The sequence below is a fragment of the Streptomyces sp. NPDC006872 genome (assembly GCF_040635845.1).
In the GTDB taxonomy this organism is placed as follows: domain Bacteria; phylum Actinomycetota; class Actinomycetes; order Streptomycetales; family Streptomycetaceae; genus Streptomyces.
Genome location: NZ_JBEYIL010000003.1, coordinates 870,117 through 883,827 on the forward strand (window position 1 = coordinate 870,117; position 13,711 = coordinate 883,827).

Sequence of the window (13,711 nt, forward strand, 5' to 3'; positions counted from 1 at the left end):
CGTCAATCGACGCGACGCGAGGCGGTCGCCGGGCGCAGCCTGAAGAGGCCGGGGCAGCCGCGGAGCCCCTTCACCTCCTCCTACGCCCTGATCACGTTCGTTCCGAGAGGGATCGGCCATGAGCATCACCCAGCAGTACGCCCTCGACGCCTACCGCGCCCGGCAGCACGGCGAGCCCGTCGTGCCCGCGCCGGGCGCCCACGACTGGCAGGTGATGCGTGAACTGCGCGACTACCAGCAGTTCCGCGCGGTCGTCGCGGGCCGCCCCGCCCACGGGCGGCTCTGGCGGGCCCTGGCCCGTCGGCTGCACCTCAGCCCACGCCCTACCTGCTGACCCCCTCTGCCCCCTCTGTCGCCTGTGTCGCCTGTGCCGCTTCGGAGGCCTCGACCACCTGGGCCAGCCGGGTCGCGAAGTCCGCGACCGCCGCCTTCACGTCGTCCGCCGTCCACGTCAGGCCGGCGGCGCGGACGGTGACCTCGGTGAGGGACAGACCGGGCCCGCCGCGGGCCCAGGCGGCGGCGAAGAGCATCGTGCCCGTCTCCTCGGCCTGGCGCGCCGCCGCCTCGGCCAGCACGTCCGCCTCGTACGGCAGCCAGACCTGGAACTCGTGCGTGTGCGGCACCTCCGGGTGCACGCGCGCCCACGGGACGTCCGCCTCGGCGAACCCCTCGCGCAACGCGGCTGCCACCACGCGCGCGTGGGCCACGTATTCCGGCAGCCGGGGCAGTTCCCGCTCCAGCCCGACGAGTGCCGACAGCGCGGTGGGGAACTGCTGGAAGAGCATGCCGCCGTAGCGGTGCCGCCAGGTCTTCGCCTCCTCCACCAGCGTCCTCGGGCCGGCCAGCGCGGCACCGCCGAAGCCGTCGAGGGACTTGTAGAACGAGACGTAGACGCTGTCCGCCAGACCCGCTATGTCCCGTAGGGGGCGGCCGAAGTGGTGGGTCGTCTCCCACAGGCGCGCGCCGTCGAAGTGCACGACCGCATCGCGCTCGCGTGCCGCCTCCACGACCTCGGTCAGCTCCTCCCAGGAGGGGAGCACGAAACCGGCGTCTCTCAGGGGCAGCTCCAGCATCAGCGCCCCGAAGGGCTCCTCGAAGGCGCGGACCTCCTCCGCCGTGGGCAGCCGGGGCTCGCGCGTCACCTGGACCGGGCGCAGCTCGCTGACGGTGGTGAACGCGCCCCGCTCCCACACCTCGGGGTGGCTCAGCGCGTGCAGCGCGACCGTGGGGTTCCCGGTGCGGCCCGCCCAGCAGCGCAGGGCGACCTGTTGGGCCATCGTGCCGGTCGGGAAGAACGCGCAGGCCTCCGTCCCCAGCAGCTCGGCGACCCGCTTCTCCAGGGCCTCCACGACCCCGTCGCCGTAGATGTCGCCGGGTTCGTCCAGGTCGTAGACCCGGGGCGCAGCCTCCAGCAGCAGCGTGAGCCGGTCACGCAGTGTGTCCCGGAACCCCCCGCGCGCGAGCACGCGTTCCGCCTTCCGGAAGGCGACCGCCCGCCGCTCCCGCAGGCGCTGGTGCGCCGACTTCTCCTCGCCCTGCTCCGCCGTGTTCGTCATGCTCCGGATGATGCCGTGCGACGGCTCGCACGGGCACGCGCATTTCAGGCGCCCGGACCGCACTCGGGGAGCGGGTGGGAAAGCCCACAGCCTGTGGACGACCGGACTCCCCTCGAACCAATCGCGTTAACATGACGAGAAATCGTCCGGTACCCGGAGCGGACTGGAACGGAAGGCCGTCGTCGCGTGAGTACAGCCCAACAGCCAGACCCCAGGGACCGCCCCGCGCGGCTCGCCGTCGGCGTCGTCGGCGCCGGCCGGGTCGGGCCGGCCCTGGCCGCGTCCCTCCAACTCGCCGGGCACCGCCCGGTCGCCGTCTCCGGCGTCTCCGACGCCTCCAGGCGACGAGCCGCGCTGCTGCTGCCCGACGTGCCCCTCCTTCCGCCCGCCGAGGTCCTCCGGCGCTCCGATCTGGTGCTGCTGACCGTCCCCGACGACAGCCTGCCCGGACTCGTCGAGGGCCTCGCCGAGACCGGCGCGGTACGGCCGGGCCAACTGCTCGTGCACACCTCCGGGCGGTACGGCGCGAAGGTCCTGGACCCCGCCCTGCGCGCGGGCGCGCTGCCGCTGGCCCTGCACCCGGCGATGACCTTCACGGGCACGCCCGTGGACGTCCAGCGGCTGGCGGGCTGCGCCTTCGGCGTCACCGCGCCCGACGCGCTGCGGCTGGCCGCGGAGGCCCTCGTGATCGAGATGGGCGGCGAACCGGAGTGGATCGCCGAGGAGAGCCGCCCGCTCTACCACGCGGCCCTCGCCCTGGGCGCCAACCACCTGGTCACGCTGGTCGCCCAGTCCATGGAGCTGCTCCGCGCGGCCGGCGTCGAGGCCCCCGACCGGATGCTCGGCCCGCTGCTCGGCGCCGCCCTCGACAACGCGCTGCGCTCAGGCGACGGCGCGCTCACCGGCCCCGTCGCGCGCGGGGACGCGGGCACGGTCGCCGCGCACGTCGCACAGCTGCGCGAGCACGCCCCACAGGCCGTCGCCGGCTACCTGGCGATGGCCCGCGCAACCGCCGACCGAGCGCTCGCCCACGGACTCCTGAAGCCCGAACTCGCCGAGGACCTCCTCGGGGTGCTCGCCGAGGAAGCCCACGGCACCCCTGGCGCCCCCGGTGCGCCCGGTACGCACGGCGCCGAAGGAGATGCCGGATGACCACCACTCTGCTGCGCACCGCCGACGAACTCCACGCACGCACGCGTGGCGGCCGCCGGACCGTCGTGATGACGATGGGCGCCCTCCACGAGGGGCACGCCACGCTCGTCCGCACCGCCCGCGAGCTCGCCGGGCCGGACGGCGAGGTCGTCGTCACGGTCTTCGTCAACCCGCTGCAGTTCGGCCAGGGCGAGGACCTCGACCGCTACCCGCGCACCCTGGACGCGGACCTCAAGATCGCCGAGCAGGCCGGCGCGGACGTCGTGTTCGCCCCGTCCGTGGACGAGGTCTACCCGGGTGGCGAGCCCCAGGTCCGCATCACCGCGGGCCCCATGGGAGGCCGCCTGGAGGGCAGCTTCCGCCCGGGGCACTTCGACGGCATGCTCACCGTCGTCGCCAAACTGCTGCACCTCACCCGGCCCGACACGGCCCTGTTCGGGCAGAAGGACGCCCAGCAGCTCGCCCTGATCCGCCGTATGGCCCGCGACCTGAACTTCGGCGTGGAGATCGTCGCCGTCCCGACGGTGCGCGAGGAGGACGGCCTGGCCCTGTCCAGCCGCAACCGCTTTCTGTCCGCCCGGGAGCGGCGCACCGCGCTGGCGCTCTCCCAGGCGCTGTTCGCGGGCCGCGACCGGCACGCCGCGCAGGAGGCGCTGCGGGCACGCGCGCGTGAGGTGCCCGCGACGCACGCGCGTGCCGAGGCGCTCAGCGCCATAGGGGAGTCCCGCGCCGCCGCCGACGCGCACGCCGTCGCCAAGGCCGCCCCCGGCAACCCCGCCGCCGTCCGCGCGGCCGCCCGCCTGGTCCTCGACGAGGCCGTCCGCCACGACCCGCCGCTGGAGCTGGACTACCTCGCCCTCGTCGACCCGTCCGACTTCACCGAGATCGACGACGACTTCACCGGCGAGGCCGTCCTCGCCGTCGCCGCCCGGGTCGGGACGACCCGGCTGATCGACAACCTCCCCCTGACCTTCGGAGCCGCCTCGTGACCAGCACAGGCATACGACTGCACGCGCCCGCGCCCGGGTGGAGCATCGCCGCGGACGTGGTGGTCGTCGGCTCCGGCGTCGCCGGCCTGACCGCGGCCCTGCGCTGCGAGGCCGCAGGCCTGAAGACCGTGGTCGTCACCAAGGCCCGCCTCGACGACGGCTCCACCCGCTGGGCGCAGGGCGGCATAGCCGCGGCCCTGGGCGAGGGCGACACACCCGAACAGCACCTTGACGACACGCTGGTGGCGGGCGCGGGCCTGTGCGACGAGGACGCGGTACGGATCCTCGTCACCGAGGGACCCGACGCCGTGCGCCGGCTGATCGCGACCGGCGCGCACTTCGACGAGTCCGAGGAAGGCGGCCTGGAGCTCACCCGCGAGGGCGGCCACCACCGCCGCCGGATCGCACACGCGGGCGGCGACGCGACCGGCGCGGAGATCTCCCGGGCGCTCGTCGAGGCGGTACGCGCGCGTGGACTGCGCACGATCGAGAACGCGCTCGTCCTGGACCTCCTCACGGACGCCGACGGCCGCACCGCCGGCGTCACCCTGCACGTCATGGGCGAGGGCCAGCACGACGGCGTCGGCGCCGTGCACGCCCCCGCGGTCGTCCTTGCGACCGGCGGCATGGGCCAGGTGTTCTCCGCCACCACCAACCCGTCCGTGTCCACCGGCGACGGCGTGGCGCTCGCCCTGCGCGCCGGCGCGGAGGTCTCCGACCTGGAGTTCGTCCAGTTCCACCCGACCGTGCTGTTCCTCGGCGCGGACGCCGAGGGCCAGCAGCCCCTCGTCTCCGAGGCCGTGCGCGGCGAGGGCGCCCACCTGGTCGACGCGGACGGCGTGCGCTTCATGGTCGGGCAGCACGAGCTGGCCGAGCTCGCGCCCCGGGACATCGTCGCCAAGGGCATCATGCGCCGTATGCAGGAGCAGGACGCCGAGCACATGTTCCTCGACGCCCGGCACTTCGGCGCCCACATGTGGGAGCACCGCTTCCCGACGATCCTCGCCGCCTGCCGCCTCCACGGCATCGACCCGGTCACCGAGCCCGTCCCGGTCGCCCCGGCCGCCCACTACGCCTCCGGAGGCGTGCGCACCGACTCCCGCGGCCGTACGACCGTGCCGGGCCTGTACGCGTGCGGGGAGGTCGCCTGCACCGGCGTGCACGGCGCGAACCGGCTCGCGTCGAACTCGCTCCTGGAAGGCCTCGTCTACGCCGAGCGCATCGTCGCCGACATCGCCGCGAGCCGGGCGGACGACCGGCTCCACGCGCGTGTGCCCGCGCCCGTCGAGCACCCCGAGCGTCCCGCGCACCCGCTCCTCGCCCCCGAGGCCCGGTTCGCCATCCAGCGGGTGATGACGGCGGGCGCGGGCGTCCTGCGCTCCGCCGAGTCCCTGGAGAAGGCCGCCGACCAGCTGCAACGGCTGCACACCGAGGCCCGCGGCGCCCTCGACGAGAACGGCAAGACGGCCGAGCCCGGCGTCGACACCTGGGAGACCACCAACCTCCTGTGCGTCGCGCGCGTCCTGGTCGCCGCCGCCCGGCAGCGCGAGGAGACCCGCGGTTGCCACTGGCGCGAGGATCACGGCGACCGCGACGACGCGAACTGGCGCCGCCACATCGTCGTCAGGCTGAATCCGGACCGCACGCTCGCCGTACACACCACCGATACCGCAGACTTCCCCCCTACCCGGCAGCACCACCAGGAGCAGTGACAGAAGTGAGCACCCCCGACCTTCCCCTCGCCCAGAGCGGCGGCTGCGGCGACGGCTGTGCCTGTGGCGCCGACGCAGACGCGGACTTCACCGACGCGGAGTACCTGGAGTGCGGGCTCGACCCCGCGCTCGCCCAGCTCCTGACCGACGCCGGGCTCGACCCCGTCGAGGTCGAGGACATCGCCAACGTCGCCATCCAGGAGGACCTGGACCACGGCGTCGACGTGACGACGGTCGCGACCATCCCCGAGGACGCGGTCGCCACCGCCGACTTCACCGCGCGCGAGGCGGGAGTGGTCGCGGGCCTCAGGATCGCCGAGGCGGTCGTCTCGGTCGTCTGCACGGACGAGTTCGAGGTCGAGCGGCACGTGGAGGACGGCGACCGCGTGGAGGCCGGACAGAAGCTGCTGTCGGTCACCACGCGCACGCGTGATCTCCTCACCGCCGAGCGCAGCGCGCTCAACCTGATGTGCCGGCTGTCCGGCATCGCCACCGCCACGCGCGCGTGGGCGGACGTCCTGGAGGGCACGAACGCACGCGTGCGGGACACCCGCAAGACGACGCCGGGACTGCGCGCCCTGGAGAAGTTCGCCGTCCGCTGCGGCGGAGGCGTCAACCACCGGATGTCGCTGTCCGACGCGGCCCTCGTCAAGGACAACCACGTGGTCGCCGCGGGCGGCGTCGCCCGCGCCTTCGAGGCCGTCCGGGAGACCTTCCCGGAGGTGCCGATCGAGGTCGAGGTCGACACCCTGCACCAGCTGCGCGAGGTCGTCGACGCGGGCGCCGACCTGATCCTGCTGGACAACTTCACGCCCGGGGAGTGCGCCGAGGCCGTCGGCGTCGTCGGCGGGCGCGCCCTGCTGGAGGCGTCGGGCCGGCTCACGCTGGAGAACGCCAAGGCGTACGCCGACACCGGCGTCGACTTCCTCGCCGTAGGGGCCCTGACCCACTCCTCGCCGATCCTGGACATCGGTCTGGATCTGCGAGCGGCTGAGTAGGGAACGGGGACCGGCCATGCTGCTGACGATCGACGTGGGCAACACGCACACCGTGCTCGGCCTGTTCGACGGTGAGGACATCGTCGAGCACTGGCGGATCTCCACCGACGCCCGCCGCACCGCGGACGAACTGGCCGTGCTGCTGCAGGGCCTCATGGGCATGCACCCGCTCCTCGGGGACGAACTGGGCGACGGCATCGACGGGATCGCGATCTGCGCGACCGTGCCCTCCGTACTGCACGAACTGCGCGAGGTGACACGGCGCTACTACGGCGACGTGCCCGCCGTGCTCGTCGAACCCGGCGTGAAGACGGGCGTGCCGATCCTGTTCGACAACCCCAAGGAGGTCGGCGCCGACCGCATCATCAACGCGGTCGCGGCGAACGAGCTCTACGGCGGCCCGGCGATCGTCGTCGACTTCGGCACGGCGACGACGTTCGACGCGGTCTCCGCGCGCGGGGAGTACGTCGGCGGGGTCATCGCCCCCGGCATCGAGATCTCGGTCGAGGCGCTGGGCGTCAGGGCCGCGATGCTCCGCAAGATCGAGGTGGCCCGGCCCCGGAGCGTGATCGGCAAGAACACGGTCGAGGCGATGCAGTCCGGGATCGTCTACGGCTTCGCGGGCCAGGTCGACGGCGTGGTCACCCGGATGGCCCGCGAACTGGCGGACGACCCGGAGGACGTGACGGTGATCGCCACGGGCGGGCTGGCGCCGACGGTGCTCGGCGAGTCCTCGGTGATCGACGAGCACGAGCCCTGGCTGACGCTGATCGGGCTGCGCCTGGTGTACGAGCGGAACGTGTCGCGCATGTGACGAGGGAACCCTGAAGCGGGTGGGGGCGGACGGGGCGGACGGAAGCGGGTGAGGGCAGGCCATCGACGGGGCCACCAGGGCGGATCCGGGCGCGCCACACCCACGCTCTGTGTCGAATTTGTCTGATTAGCGCGTATCGTCGCTGCATGCCCACGCCCTACGGATCCCGCGGCGGCATGGCGTTCGGTGCGGAGGAGCTGCGTGTGCTCCGCCGGGCCCTCGCCCTCGCCCTCCACCCCGGCCCCGTCTCCGCCGAGGACGTCCAGGACTGCCATCGCCTCGCCGAGTCCCTCGACGAGGCGATGGGCGAGGCCGCCCGGCTGCGGGCCTTCCTGGTGGCCGACCTCGCCCGGTACCGCGCAGCCCTCCCCGGCACCGCCGCCGGCTACCTCACCCTCCTCGAGGAGGTGCTGGCCACCGGCTACCGGCCCGACCCCGACGACCTCGCCGCGCTGCGCGCCCTGCGCGGCAACCCGACGGCCGCAGCCCTCCTGAGCCGCTGCCAGGTGCTCGCCGAACACGACGTACGCGCCCGTCTGGCCCGCCGTACGGCTCGTAGGGTCGTTCCGGTCGCCCCGACGGTCCCGGCGTCCCGTACGCGGCTCCTGGCCCTTCCCGGGGGCCTCTCCGCCGACGGCTGCGCCCGACTCTCCGTCGCCGCGGCGGATCCGGGCGAGCGGCCGGGCGAGCAGCCGCGGAAGAAGCCCGCCGAGAAACCGGCCGCACCCGCTCCCGGCTCCGTCCCCACCAAGCCCTCCGCACCCGAACCCGCCCGGCGGCCCGTCCCCACCCCGGGCGAGGTCTTCCCGCGCCGCAAACCGACCCCGCCGCCCGCCGACCCGCAGCAGCGGCGGCTCGCCGCCGGCTGACCCGGGCGCACCCCGCCCCGATGTCCCGTTCCTCCCTGGCTACTCTGGATCCATGGACTACGTCTCCGCGCTCGTGCCTCCCGTCGTCATGGCCGTGTTCTTCGTCGGTGTGATCAGGGTGATCGTGAAGACCCAGGGCGGGTCCAACAAGGCCAAGGAGGACGCGGCCGTGGACGCCGCACTCGCGCGCGCGGACGGCGCTCGCCAGGCCTCCGCGGGCCCCGACGCCTGACCGACCCGCGACGCTTCCGCCGCCTGCCCGGGCGTACGGCTTCTTTCGAAGCCGTACGCCCTTTTTGTTCCCATTTGCCAATGAAGGTGCACGTCCGGCACGCGATTGGCGAGATCTCCCACTATTGTTCTGAGCTGTGCCTCGCCCATTGGGAGAACTCGAAGACTCGGTCATGACGCGGGTGTGGAAGTGGAACCGCCCGGTCACCGTTCGAGAAGTCCTGGAAGACCTTCAGCAGGAACGGTCCATCGCGTACACCACGGTGATGACCGTTTTGGACAATCTCCATCAGAAGGGCTGGGTGCGTCGTGAAGCGGAAGGCCGGGCCTATCGATATGAGGCGGTCTCCACCAGGGCCGCCTACGCCGCCGCCCTGATGAACGACGCCTGGGCGCAGAGCGACAACCCCGCAGCCGCTCTCGTCGCCTTCTTCGGGATGATGAGTGAGGAACAGCGACTCGCGCTGCGCGACGCCGTACGCATCGTCCAAGGTCCGGAAACTGTCGAACCCGCAACTCAGAGGAGTGCGGAGAGTGCGGGGAGTACCGGCGGTAGCGGCAGTGGCGCGGAGAACCCCGCCTCGGCAACGGAGGGCGGCGGGCGATAGCGTCCGCACATGTCCGCAGAGAGTCCCTCCGCCGAGAACCCCGAGAACCCCGAGAACCCCGAAGTCACCGCTAAAGCCATCACCGTCCGGCGGGCCCGGACCGGCGATGTCCCCGCCGTGCGCCGTCTCCTTGACGCCTACGTCCGCGGGGGCATCCTGCTCGACAAAGCGACGGTGACGCTTTACGAGGACATCCAGGAGTTCTGGGTCGCCGAACGCGACGACAACGCCGAGGTGGTCGGCTGTGGCGCCCTGCACGTGATGTGGGAAGACCTGGCGGAAGTCCGGACTCTCGCGGTGAAGCGCGGGCTGAAGGGCGCCGGCGTCGGTCACCAGTTGTTGGAGAAGTTGCTCCACACCGCACGCTGGCTCGGTGTTCGCCGCGTTTTCTGTCTGACCTTCGAAGTGGACTTCTTCGGCAAGCACGGCTTCGTGGAGATCGGTGAGACGCCGGTCGACACCGATGTCTACGCCGAGCTGCTGCGTTCCTATGACGAGGGCGTCGCCGAGTTCCTCGGACTCGAACGAGTGAAACCGAACACCTTGGGCAACAGCCGGATGCTTCTGCATCTGTGATCGTCGACGTCCATTCCGGCCGACCTGCCTTGCCCGGGTTCCCTATGTCCGAAACGCGCACGTTTCCGGACGGGGGCGGGCTGCCGGTCTCTGCCGGGGGTTTGTGTTTTCCCAGCAAAAGCGGTTTGCTTTCCGACGTACTGCAGTACTGCATATAACAGGGCTCGGCTAAACGGCGGACGCCGCGGACCCCCGACCCCTCACGTTTTCGATGAAAGGAAATCCGGTGGCACAGAAGGTTCAGGTCCTTCTTGTCGACGACCTCGACGGCGGCGAGGCGGACGAGACCGTGACGTTCGCGCTGGACGGCAAGACGTACGAGATCGATCTCACGACAACCAATGCGGACAAGCTGCGTGGACTTCTCGAGCCCTACGTGAAGGGCGGACGTCGTACCGGCGGCCGTGCTTCGGGTGGCCGTGGAAAGGCCCGAGCCGCTTCCGGTGGCAGCCAGGACACCGCTCAGATCCGCGCGTGGGCCAAGGAGAACGGTTTCGAGGTCAATGACCGTGGCCGCGTTCCGGCGACCATTCGCGAGGCCTACGAGAAGGCCAACGGCTGAGCGCACGCACGCCGCAGTCGGACACGATGACAGTGCGTCGCCAGCGTGTCCATCAGTCGCACGAGATCGGGGGCGCCCCCACCGCCCCCCAAGGCCGACATCGTCGGCAGCGAGGCCTCGACCTCGCACCCTGCCACGGGGGGCCGCAGCCACACAGCGGCCCCCTGCACCGGTCCGGGGCGGTTCAGCCCGGGATCGCGGCCCGGCTCCCGGGCCGGGTTTCGCGCGGGAGGCGACGGCGCCTCGATGAGCGCGCCCGCGCCCATCGCCGTCAGATCCAGCGGCAGCGCGCCCCACTCCAGCCACTGCAGGATCCCGGGCACCTCCTCCGCGCAGCCCGCCGCCACCAGCAGCCGCATCCGGTCGCCCCGTACGGCCACCGGAGAGCCCGGCGCGAGCCGCCGGAGCGCCGCGAGGCCCGCCTCGACCGGTACGTCCAGGACGTCGAAGCGCTCGCCCACCAAAAGTCGTACCGGCTCCCCGGGCACCGTCGCCCAGCCCAGTTCGTTCTCGTACCAGCCGCGGACCAGGTCGGACCGATCCGCCGGATCGTCCGGGTCGAGCGGCCGTCGGGGGAGGGGAAGCGTGAGGATCGCAGAGGCGGCCGAGCCGGCAGCCGGGGGGACTGAGCCAACCATGCCAAACGCAACCGCCGAAAAGGCCCGCGAGTTACGCTGGGTGGCCTCGCGACCGCACAGCGTGTCGACAAAAGGCATGCGCGGGGGTGTCGTGAGACGCAAGGTTGTTCGCCCGTAGCGGAGGGAACCGGTGTGCACGGCATGGAGTGTCAGTGCCGGCGGGTAAGACATCCCTAGTGGGAGGGGGCGACACGCAGGAAAGGCCGTCTCGCGTTCGCCATCGGCGTACTGGCGACTGGGGTAACTGCCTGGCCTGCGGGAACATCGTCTCGCACCATCGGGTTGGAGCAGATGTCGGCGTTCGGGGTCAGGAGGCCATCGACGGTGTCGGCAGTTGGAATGAGCGGTCCCCGCTTGCGGGACTAAGCTGCGGAAGGACAGGGAGGGGAAGTTCCCCCCACTGCCTGACCGCTCTGAGGAGCGATTAACGATGTTCGAGAGGTTCACCGACCGCGCGCGGCGGGTTGTCGTCCTGGCTCAGGAAGAAGCCCGGATGCTCAACCACAACTACATCGGCACCGAGCACATCCTCCTGGGCCTGATCCACGAGGGTGAGGGTGTCGCCGCCAAGGCCCTTGAGAGCCTCGGGATTTCGCTCGAGGCGGTCCGCCAGCAGGTGGAGGAGATCATCGGGCAGGGGCAGCAGGCCCCGTCCGGGCACATCCCCTTCACCCCCCGTGCCAAGAAGGTCCTGGAGCTGTCGCTCCGGGAGGCCCTTCAGCTGGGTCACAACTACATCGGCACGGAGCACATCCTGCTCGGCCTGATCCGCGAGGGCGAGGGCGTCGCCGCCCAGGTCCTCGTCAAGCTGGGCGCAGATCTCAACCGGGTGCGGCAGCAGGTCATCCAGCTGCTCTCCGGTTACCAGGGCAAGGAGACCGCCACCGCGGGCGGCCCTGCCGAGGGCACGCCCTCGACGTCCCTGGTGCTCGACCAGTTCGGCCGGAACCTCACCCAGGCCGCTCGTGAGTCCAAGCTCGACCCGGTCATCGGGCGCGAGAAGGAGATCGAGCGGGTCATGCAGGTGCTGTCCCGCCGCACCAAGAACAACCCGGTCCTGATCGGTGAGCCCGGCGTCGGCAAGACCGCCGTCGTCGAGGGCCTCGCCCAGGCCATCGTCAAGGGCGAGGTGCCCGAGACCCTCAAGGACAAGCACCTCTACACCCTGGACCTCGGCGCGCTGGTCGCCGGCTCCCGCTACCGCGGTGACTTCGAGGAGCGCCTGAAGAAGGTCCTCAAGGAGATCCGCACCCGCGGCGACATCATCCTGTTCATCGACGAGCTGCACACGCTGGTCGGTGCGGGTGCCGCCGAGGGCGCCATCGACGCCGCTTCGATCCTGAAGCCGATGCTGGCCCGTGGTGAGCTGCAGACCATCGGCGCCACCACCCTGGACGAGTACCGCAAGCACCTGGAGAAGGACGCGGCCCTCGAGCGCCGCTTCCAGCCCATCCAGGTCGCCGAGCCGTCCCTGCCGCACACGATCGAGATCCTCAAGGGTCTGCGTGACCGGTACGAGGCCCACCACCGCGTCTCCATCACGGACGAGGCGCTGGTCCAGGCCGCGACGCTGGCCGACCGGTACATCTCGGACCGCTTCCTGCCGGACAAGGCGATCGACCTGATCGACGAAGCCGGTTCCCGGATGCGCATCCGCCGGATGACGGCTCCGCCGGACCTCCGCGAGTTCGACGAGAAGATCGCCGGCGTCCGCCGCGACAAGGAGTCCGCGATCGACTCGCAGGACTTCGAGAAGGCCGCCTCCCTCCGCGACAAGGAGAAGCAGCTCCTGGCCGCCAAGGCCAAGCGGGAGAAGGAGTGGAAGGCCGGCGACATGGACGTCGTCGCCGAGGTCGACGGCGAGCTCATCGCCGAGGTCCTCGCGACCGCCACCGGCATCCCGGTCTTCAAGCTGACCGAGGAGGAGTCCTCGCGTCTGCTGCGCATGGAGGACGAGCTCCACAAGCGCGTCATCGGCCAGATCGACGCCGTCAAGGCGCTGTCGAAGGCCATCCGTCGTACGCGTGCCGGTCTGAAGGACCCGAAGCGTCCCGGTGGCTCGTTCATCTTCGCCGGCCCGTCCGGTGTCGGTAAGACCGAGCTGTCCAAGGCGCTCGCCGAGTTCCTCTTCGGTGACGAGGACGCGCTGATCTCCCTCGACATGTCGGAGTTCAGCGAGAAGCACACGGTCTCGCGTCTCTTCGGTTCGCCCCCCGGATACGTGGGCTACGAAGAGGGCGGCCAGCTGACCGAGAAGGTGCGCCGCAAGCCGTTCTCCGTCGTCCTCTTCGACGAGGTCGAGAAGGCCCACCCGGACATCTTCAACTCGCTGTTGCAGATCCTGGAGGACGGTCGCCTGACCGACTCCCAGGGCCGGGTCGTGGACTTCAAGAACACGGTCATCATCATGACGACCAACCTCGGCACCCGGGACATCTCCAAGGGCTTCAACCTGGGCTTCGCGGCCTCGGGCGACTCGAAGACCAACTACGAGCGCATGAAGAACAAGGTGTCGGACGAGCTCAAGCAGCACTTCCGCCCCGAGTTCCTCAACCGTGTCGACGACGTGGTCGTCTTCCCGCAGCTGACCCAGGCGGACATCCTGCGGATCGTCGACCTGATGATCGGCAAGGTGGACGAGCGCCTGAAGGACCGGGACATGGGCATCGAGCTCTCCCAGTCCGCCAAGGAACTGCTGGCCAAGAAGGGCTACGACCCGGTGCTGGGCGCGCGTCCGCTGCGTCGCACGATCCAGCGCGAGATCGAGGACACGCTGTCGGAGAAGATCCTCTTCGGCGAGCTGCGTCCCGGTCACATCGTGGTCGTCGGCACCGAGGGCGAGGGCGAGACCCAGACCTTCACCTTCCGCGGTGAGGAGAAGTCGGCGCTGCCCGACGTCCCGCCGATCGAGCAGGCGGCCGGCGGTGCCGGGCCGAACCTGAGCAAGGAGGCGTAAGCCTCAGGGCCTTCGGGCCGACCGGCCTCAGCGGCCGACCAGAAGGGGCC

At 71.4% G+C, this 13,711-nt stretch carries 14 protein-coding genes; 12 read left to right on the forward strand and 2 right to left on the reverse strand.

What is annotated here, in order from left to right; translation table 11 throughout:
* Positions 1 to 118 precede the first annotated feature (118 nt).
* Positions 119 to 334 (forward strand): hypothetical protein, encoded by a 216-nt coding sequence (locus ABZ725_RS12985; RefSeq protein ID WP_351916053.1) that lies wholly within the window; start codon positions 119 to 121, stop codon positions 332 to 334.
* On the opposite strand, the gene ABZ725_RS12990 is transcribed toward ABZ725_RS12985, so the two are convergent.
* Complete coding sequence (locus tag ABZ725_RS12990) at positions 324 to 1,556, reverse strand: beta-eliminating lyase-related protein (protein ID WP_358802701.1); 1,233 nt, start codon at positions 1,554 to 1,556, stop codon at positions 324 to 326. The genes ABZ725_RS12985 and ABZ725_RS12990 overlap by 11 nt on opposite strands.
* 186 nt (positions 1,557 to 1,742) lie before the next feature.
* Here ABZ725_RS12990 and ABZ725_RS12995 point away from each other — a divergent pair, with 186 nt between their 5' ends.
* The 10 genes from ABZ725_RS12995 (at position 1,743) to ABZ725_RS13040 (ending at position 10,067) form a co-directional block, all read left to right on the forward strand.
* Positions 1,743 to 2,708 carry a DUF2520 domain-containing protein gene (locus tag ABZ725_RS12995; RefSeq protein WP_358802702.1) on the forward strand — a complete coding sequence of 322 codons (966 nt, stop codon included), beginning with the start codon at positions 1,743 to 1,745 and terminating at the stop codon, positions 2,706 to 2,708.
* A complete protein-coding gene (panC, locus tag ABZ725_RS13000; protein WP_358802703.1) occupies positions 2,705 to 3,697 on the forward strand; it encodes a pantoate--beta-alanine ligase in 993 nt (330 codons plus the stop codon). The genes ABZ725_RS12995 and panC overlap by 4 nt, the downstream gene beginning before the upstream one ends.
* Entirely contained in the window at positions 3,694 to 5,409 is a 1,716-nt protein-coding gene (locus tag ABZ725_RS13005; RefSeq protein WP_358802704.1) for an L-aspartate oxidase, read from the forward strand. The genes panC and ABZ725_RS13005 overlap by 4 nt, the downstream gene beginning before the upstream one ends.
* A 5-nt stretch (positions 5,410 to 5,414) precedes the next feature.
* Positions 5,415 to 6,407: a carboxylating nicotinate-nucleotide diphosphorylase gene (gene nadC / locus ABZ725_RS13010; RefSeq protein ID WP_351916044.1), complete on the forward strand. Its 993-nt coding sequence runs from the start codon at positions 5,415 to 5,417 to the stop codon at positions 6,405 to 6,407.
* A 16-nt stretch (positions 6,408 to 6,423) separates the two neighbouring features.
* Positions 6,424 to 7,221: a type III pantothenate kinase gene (locus ABZ725_RS13015; RefSeq protein ID WP_351916042.1), complete on the forward strand. Its 798-nt coding sequence runs from the start codon at positions 6,424 to 6,426 to the stop codon at positions 7,219 to 7,221.
* A gap of 176 nt (positions 7,222 to 7,397) precedes the next feature.
* Positions 7,398 to 8,090, forward strand: coding sequence for a hypothetical protein (locus ABZ725_RS13020; protein ID WP_358802772.1), 693 nt, complete (start codon positions 7,398 to 7,400; stop codon positions 8,088 to 8,090).
* A 52-nt stretch (positions 8,091 to 8,142) separates the two neighbouring features.
* Positions 8,143 to 8,322: a hypothetical protein gene (locus ABZ725_RS13025; protein WP_351916040.1), complete on the forward strand. Its 180-nt coding sequence runs from the start codon at positions 8,143 to 8,145 to the stop codon at positions 8,320 to 8,322.
* Between the two features lie 136 nt (positions 8,323 to 8,458).
* On the forward strand, positions 8,459 to 8,929 hold the full coding sequence (locus ABZ725_RS13030) for a BlaI/MecI/CopY family transcriptional regulator (protein ID WP_358802705.1): 471 nt from the start codon (positions 8,459 to 8,461) through the stop codon (positions 8,927 to 8,929).
* A 9-nt stretch (positions 8,930 to 8,938) separates the two neighbouring features.
* Positions 8,939 to 9,505 carry an amino-acid N-acetyltransferase gene (locus tag ABZ725_RS13035; RefSeq protein WP_351916036.1) on the forward strand — a complete coding sequence of 189 codons (567 nt, stop codon included), beginning with the start codon at positions 8,939 to 8,941 and terminating at the stop codon, positions 9,503 to 9,505.
* Positions 9,506 to 9,731: 226 nt separating this feature from the next.
* Positions 9,732 to 10,067 (forward strand): Lsr2 family protein, encoded by a 336-nt coding sequence (locus ABZ725_RS13040; RefSeq protein ID WP_069773146.1) that lies wholly within the window; start codon positions 9,732 to 9,734, stop codon positions 10,065 to 10,067.
* Here the strand turns inward: ABZ725_RS13040 and ABZ725_RS13045 are convergent.
* Positions 10,046 to 10,705, reverse strand: a complete 660-nt coding sequence (locus ABZ725_RS13045; RefSeq protein ID WP_358802706.1) for an SCO3374 family protein — start codon at positions 10,703 to 10,705, stop codon at positions 10,046 to 10,048. The two genes, ABZ725_RS13040 and ABZ725_RS13045, sit on opposite strands and share 22 nt — an antisense overlap.
* A gap of 430 nt (positions 10,706 to 11,135) precedes the next feature.
* Between ABZ725_RS13045 and ABZ725_RS13050 the strand changes: the two genes are divergently transcribed.
* Positions 11,136 to 13,661 carry an ATP-dependent Clp protease ATP-binding subunit gene (locus tag ABZ725_RS13050; protein WP_351916032.1) on the forward strand — a complete coding sequence of 842 codons (2,526 nt, stop codon included), beginning with the start codon at positions 11,136 to 11,138 and terminating at the stop codon, positions 13,659 to 13,661.
* Positions 13,662 to 13,711: the final 50 nt, after the last annotated feature.

What these genes read in the sequence shown, in the direction of transcription:
- ABZ725_RS13020 (WP_358802772.1), top strand. Translation starts at nt 7,398, where the DNA reads ATGGCGTTCGGTGCGGAGGAGCTGCGTGTGCTCCGCCGGGCCCTCGCC.
- ABZ725_RS13045 (WP_358802706.1), bottom strand. Translation starts at nt 10,705, where the DNA reads ATGGTTGGCTCAGTCCCCCCGGCTGCCGGCTCGGCCGCCTCTGCGATC.
- panC (WP_358802703.1), top strand. Translation starts at nt 2,705, where the DNA reads ATGACCACCACTCTGCTGCGCACCGCCGACGAACTCCACGCACGCACG.
- ABZ725_RS13025 (WP_351916040.1), top strand. Translation starts at nt 8,143, where the DNA reads ATGGACTACGTCTCCGCGCTCGTGCCTCCCGTCGTCATGGCCGTGTTC.
- ABZ725_RS12990 (WP_358802701.1), bottom strand. Translation starts at nt 1,556, where the DNA reads ATGACGAACACGGCGGAGCAGGGCGAGGAGAAGTCGGCGCACCAGCGC.
- ABZ725_RS12985 (WP_351916053.1), top strand. Translation starts at nt 119, where the DNA reads ATGAGCATCACCCAGCAGTACGCCCTCGACGCCTACCGCGCCCGGCAG.
- ABZ725_RS13035 (WP_351916036.1), top strand. Translation starts at nt 8,939, where the DNA reads ATGTCCGCAGAGAGTCCCTCCGCCGAGAACCCCGAGAACCCCGAGAAC.
- ABZ725_RS13015 (WP_351916042.1), top strand. Translation starts at nt 6,424, where the DNA reads ATGCTGCTGACGATCGACGTGGGCAACACGCACACCGTGCTCGGCCTG.
- ABZ725_RS13050 (WP_351916032.1), top strand. Translation starts at nt 11,136, where the DNA reads ATGTTCGAGAGGTTCACCGACCGCGCGCGGCGGGTTGTCGTCCTGGCT.